Origin of the sequence: Arthrobacter sp. TB 26, assembly GCF_000427315.1 — a bacterium.
GTDB lineage: Bacteria > Actinomycetota > Actinomycetes > Actinomycetales > Micrococcaceae > Arthrobacter.
This window is the reverse complement of sequence record NZ_AUPJ01000225.1, coordinates 1-5,337: the sequence shown is the minus strand read 5'-3', so window position 1 is coordinate 5,337 and position 5,337 is coordinate 1. Positions and strand designations below refer to the sequence as shown.

Here is a 5,337-nt window from a genome sequence, read left to right as displayed (position 1 = left end):
CCGCCGGTGCCGCGGCCCCCGGTGCTGCCAGCGTCCCGTCCACCACTGTCCCGTCCACCGCTGCGGGCACTGTCGCGGCCGCCGGTGCTGCCAGCGTCGCGTCCGCTGGGGCGCGTGTTCTTCTTGCCGGTCTCGCCCAGGTCCTCAAGGACCTCGGCGTCGACGCCGGCCAGCACACGCTTGTCGCGGGGCAGCCGGCCCTTGGTGCCTTCGGGGATGTCGAGTTCCTCGAAGAGGTGCGGGGAAGAGGAGTAGGTTTCCACGGGCTCGGGGACGCTCAGGCCCAGAGCCTTGTTGATCAGGCCCCAGCGGGGCATGTCGTCCCAGTCGACGAAGGTCACGGCCGTGCCCTTGTTGCCGGCGCGGCCGGTGCGGCCCACGCGGTGCAGGTAGATCTTTTCGTCCTCAACGCACTGGTAGTTGATGACGTGCGTGACGTCGTCGACGTCGATGCCGCGGGCGGCGACGTCCGTGGCGACGAGGACGTCCACCTTGTTGTTGCGGAAGGCGCGGAGCGCCTGCTCGCGGGCACCCTGGCCAAGATCGCCGTGGATGGCTGCGGCGGCGAAGCCGCGGTCCACGAGTTCCTCGGCCACCTTGGCGGCGGTGCGCTTGGTCTTGGTGAAGATGATGGTGCGGCCGCGGCCGCGGGCCTGCAGGATGCGGGCCACAACCTCGATCTTGTCCATGCTGTGGGCACGGTAGATCAGCTGGCGGATGTCGCGCTTGGTCAGGCCCTCATCGTCCGGGTCGGCGGCGCGAATGTGGGTCGGCTTGGTCATGTAGCGGCGGGCCATGGCCACGACGGGGCCGGGCATGGTGGCCGAGAACAGCAGCGTCTGGCGGACGGCGGGGGTGCCCGCGATGAGGGTTTCGACGTCCGGGAGGAAGCCGAGATCCAGCATTTCGTCGGCCTCGTCAAGGATGACCATCTTGACGTTCTTCAGGACGAGGTGCTTCTGCTTGTAGAGGTCGATGAGGCGGCCGGGGGTGCCGACAACAACCTCGACGCCCTTCTGCAGCGACTCAACCTGCGGCTCNNAGGCGCGGCCGCCGTAGATCGTGGTGATGCGGGCGTTGCGCTTGCGGGCGGCGTTCTGCAGGTCGCCGGCAACCTGGACGGCGAGTTCGCGGGTCGGCACGATCACGAGGGCCTGCGGGGCGCCCGGGGCGGGGAGCTGGTCATAGCCGGCGTCGTCCGGTCCGACGACGCGCTGGAGCGCCGGGATGCCGAAGCCGAGGGTTTTGCCGGTGCCGGTCTTGGCCTGGCCGATGATGTCGTGGCCGCTGAGGGCGACCGGCAGGGTCATGGCCTGGATCGGGAAGGGGTGCGTGATGCCGGCGTCGGCAAGCGACTCCACGATGTCGGCGCGGACGTTGAAGTCGGCGAAGGTCTTCTCGGCGATCTCGTGCGGCTTTTCGTCCGAGATGATGGTTTCTTCCGGCTCGATCGTTTCCGTGCCGGATTCGTCGGTCAGAAGCTGGTGCGTGTGCAATTCACTCACTAGGGGAGTTTCCTTATTCATTTTGGGCTGCGCTGCTTGCTCAACGGGGCCGGCCGGGTGGCCGTTCCGGAGCACGCTCAGGCGCGCAGGCAATTCCAGTGGAAGCCGATCGCGGGCTATCAAATGCTGGCACTGGGGACCAGCGGGTCTGTCTCAAGATCGCGTAGGGGCGGGCTTGTTGAATTCGAAAATCAAGGAAATCAACGACCGGGCATCCATATCTACCCTTCCAGTCTAGCTGTACGCGGCCCGGAACCTCGACGGACCGCGCTGAGTCAGAAAAGATGCCCGCGGAACCACCGCCCGGTGCTCAGCCCACCAGCTCCAGCCGGACCTCGCGGGTGGTGATGTCGGAGGACACTATCCGGACCCGGACCTGGGTTCCGGGTTCCAGTTCGCCGGGGCAGCGGGCGGTCACTGCAGGCTCGGCGATCTGCACGATCCCGGAGGGCCCGCTTCCGTTGCCCTGTTTGGTGCTGGCGCCTCCATTGCCGTTCGTTCCGTTGCCGTTCCTGCCATTCGCGCTTTTCCCGTTGCCGGTCTTCCCATTACGGGCCGGTTTGGAGCCGGAGATCACGACGGCGTCGAACTCCTGGCCGACGTGGTTGACCAACAGCGCCGCCTCGACGGTGTCGAGCGAGAGCCGCTCCAGCCTGGCGGCCAGCTGGTCGGAACCGGCCATGATCGAGGGAAGGGACGGCAGGGCCTCGCGGGCCCAGGCAGGGACGGCCGTGCCGTTGCTGAGGGCCTCGCAGATGACCAGGACAAAACGGTCGACCAGCCGGCGCAGCGGGGCCGTGGAGTGGGCGTAGGCGGCGCCGATGGCCGCCTGGGTGGCGGCCCCGGGCACGGTTCCGTCGAAGGGTGTGTAGCCCGCGCCGCGGAACAGCATGCCGGCCGAATGCACGATCGCCAGCTGCTGCGGGTCCGTGGGATCAAGGGTCCGCAGGTATTCGCCGTAACTCATTTCGCCGTCCCAGGGCTTGCCCAAGGCGCGGGTCTGGCGGTGGAAATGCGCCAGCGAGGCTTCATCCGGCGCCGGCATGGTGCGCAGGATGCCGACCTTGCCTTCCAGCATGATCCCCGCGGCGGCCATCCCGGTCATCAGCGAAATCTGGGCGTTCCAGTCCTCCACGGGCAGCGGCGGGGCAGCGACAATCCGGTAGCCGCCGTCGGGCAGCTGTTCGATTTCCTGTTCCGGCATGTTCAGGCTGGCGCCGCCGCGGAGCCGTTCCAGCTCCACCCGCTTGATCCCGACTTCCTTGAGCAGCTGCAGCACGGGAGCGGCCGTGCCGGCGTCGAGCTCGGCCTGCACCCCCTGGTAACTGAGCTTGGCCCGGCTCCGGACGGTGGCGCGGCGGACCAGCACCGCGGACACCTCGGCGGCGTCGTCCAGGTCGAATTCCCACACAAACGCGGCACACCGCTGCCCGGCGAGGAGGCTTCCGGCCTCTTCGCTGATGACTTCCGGATGCAGCGGAATCCGGCCGTCCGGGGTGTAGTAGGTCTGGCCGCGGCGGCGGGTTTCGGCGTCGAGCGCCCCGCCGGGGGCGACAAAGGACGGGACGTCGGCGATCGCGTAAAAGACCTTGTAGCCAGCGCCGGAACGGTCGATGAAGAGGGCCTGGTCCAGGTCGGTGGAGGACGCGGGATCGATGGTCACGAACTCGATGTGGGTGAAATCAAGCTCCGGCAGCTCGTGCCCGGCGACGGCCTCCTTGGCCTCCCGGAGGGCGTCCTCGGGGAAGGGGCCCGGCAGTTCCAGCGTGGTGCGCAGCGCGTTGAGGGCCTGGGCAAGTTGGTTCTTCTGCTGGTGGACATTCGGGGTCAAGCGATGATGGGACACGAAAATCAGATTAGCTTCATTTGCGCCATTAGTCTTGGATCATGAGCACATCCCCGGCCGATCCCGCCCGTTACAACACCTTCCTGCGGGATCTGCTCGGCGTGATGGCCTATGGCGAGCTTTCCGCCTTCGAACGGCTCTCTTCCGATGCGCGGTATTCACCCACCCTGCACGACCGTGCAGTCCTGGCCCGGATCGCCGTGATCGAGTTCCAGCACTACGAACTCGTGAGCGCCAAACTGGACGCCATGGGCCTGGACGCGGAGGCTGCCATGGTGCCGTTCCAGCCGTCCGTGGACCACTTCCACGAACGCACGCGTCCGGCGGACTGGTTCGAATCCCTCATGAAGGCGTATGTGATCGACACAGTCTCCGCCGATTTTTACCGCGCCGTTTCCCGCGACGTCGACTCCGCGACCCGTGCCCTGGTGGAGCAGGTCCAGGCCGACGAGGAGGCCACCGCCGTGCTGCGGGACCGGCTCAGGGCGGCCTTGGCCGACGACCCGCGGCTGGCGNGGCTCGCGCTGTGGGCGAGGCGCCTGCTCGGGGAGGCCCTGACCCAGGCCCAGCGGGTGAGTTTCGAACACGCCTTCGTCGGCGGACTGATCGGCGCGGATGAGGAACAGTCGAAGGAACTTGTCCGCGAGCTGATGCGGGAATTGGCGGCGAAGCACTCACGCCGGATGACGCAGCTCGGACTGGCCGGCTGAGCGGACAGCCCGGACTCAGCTGTCCGCGGCGTCGAGTGCGGCGAGCAGGGCCCGGGCGGCGTCCGCGGGATCGTCGGCCTCGGTGATGGCGCGGACCACCACGATCCTGCGTGCGCCCGCCTCGACCACCTGCTCCACATTTCCAAGGTCGATGCCGCCGATCGCGAACCAGGGCACCACGCCGGCGACCTTTCCCGCGGCCTTGCCGCCGGCCTTGCCGCCGGCGCTATGTGCCGCCCGGCGGATCGCGTCCGCAGCGTAACGCACCAGTTCGAGTCCGACGGCGGCGCGCCCCGGCTTCGTGGGGGTGGCCCACACCGGCCCGACACAGAAGTAGTCCAGGCCGTTGCGGCCGGGGGCGGCGGCAATGGCTGCGTCCACCTGCTCCGGGCTGTGGGTGGACAAACCGATCACGGTGTCCTTGCCGAGGAAGTCCCGGGCCGCCCCGAGGGGGATGTCCTTCTGCCCGATGTGGAAAACCGGAGCCCCGGACAGCGAGGCGAGGTCCGCCCGGTCGTTGACGGCCCACAGCCGGCCATGTCGGTGGGCCGCCTGGTGCAGGACCTCGAGCAGTTCCAGCTCCTCGGCGGCCTCCAGCGACTTGTCGCGCAGTTGGATGATGTCCACGCCGCCGGCAAACGCCGCGTCCACGAAGTCCGCAAAGTCGCCGCGGTCCCGGCGGGCGTCGGTGCAAAGGTAAAGGCGGGCGGTGGTGTGGACGGCATCCTGGCTCATGCTTCCAGCCTAGTTCCTCTAAACTGGGCCAATACCGCGGGAGCCTGCCGCAGCCGTCCACGCCACTGGCGTCCGCACCGGCAGGCTGAGAGGGCGTCAGAGCCGACCGCTTGACCTGATCCGGTTAGTACCGGCGTAGGGAAGGAACCTTTCATGGGCAGCACTTTCGACCCAGTCACGGCCCCGGGCATCGACGCAGCGGCCGCGGCCGCCGCGGATGACACGGAAACCCCGAAATGTTACGACGTTGCCGTGATTGGCGGCGGCGTTGTCGGCCACGGGATCGCCTGGGCGGCGCGGCGCTCGGGGCGTTCGGTCGCCCTCATCGACGACGCCCCCGGAAGCGGCGCCAGCTGGGCCGCCGCGGGCATGCTTGCCCCGGTGAGCGAACTCCACTACCAGGAGGAAGAACTCCTGGAACTCATGCTTGAATCCTCCCGCCTCTGGCCGGCCTTCGCCGCCGGATTGGACGGGGCGGCCGCGGAAGACCCGGGAGACGGCGGCTCCGGTACGGGATATCTCACGACGCCGACCCTCGCCG

Annotated in this window: 5 protein-coding genes and 1 riboswitch; of the genes, 2 read left to right on the top strand and 3 right to left on the bottom strand. The window is 68.4% G+C overall.

Translation table 11 applies throughout. The features are described from left to right. On the bottom strand, window positions 1-1,505 hold a 1,505-nt coding region (locus K789_RS0108090; RefSeq protein ID WP_024366320.1), incomplete at its 3' end, for a DEAD/DEAH box helicase. A 310-nt stretch (window positions 1,506-1,815) separates the two neighbouring features. Next, window positions 1,816-3,351 (bottom strand): RNB domain-containing ribonuclease, encoded by a 1,536-nt coding sequence (locus tag K789_RS0108085; protein ID WP_024366319.1) that lies wholly within the window; start codon window positions 3,349-3,351, stop codon window positions 1,816-1,818. A gap of 41 nt (window positions 3,352-3,392) precedes the next feature. Here K789_RS0108085 and K789_RS0108080 point away from each other — a divergent pair, with 41 nt between their 5' ends. Continuing rightward, window positions 3,393-4,061 (top strand): ferritin-like fold-containing protein, encoded by a 669-nt coding sequence (locus K789_RS0108080; protein WP_024366318.1) that lies wholly within the window; start codon window positions 3,393-3,395, stop codon window positions 4,059-4,061. A gap of 15 nt (window positions 4,062-4,076) precedes the next feature. On the opposite strand, the gene K789_RS0108075 is transcribed toward K789_RS0108080, so the two are convergent. Continuing rightward, the gene (locus K789_RS0108075) at window positions 4,077-4,796 is read right to left on the bottom strand and encodes a thiamine phosphate synthase (RefSeq protein ID WP_024366317.1); all 720 of its coding nucleotides are present in this window, start codon (window positions 4,794-4,796) and stop codon (window positions 4,077-4,079) included. A 26-nt stretch (window positions 4,797-4,822) separates the two neighbouring features. Then, window positions 4,823-4,956, top strand: a riboswitch (TPP riboswitch). Between K789_RS0108075 and K789_RS0108070 the strand changes: the two genes are divergently transcribed. Continuing rightward, on the top strand, window positions 4,950-5,337 hold a 388-nt coding region (locus K789_RS0108070; protein ID WP_029704744.1), incomplete at its 3' end, for an FAD-dependent oxidoreductase. Its footprint overlaps the riboswitch before it by 7 nt.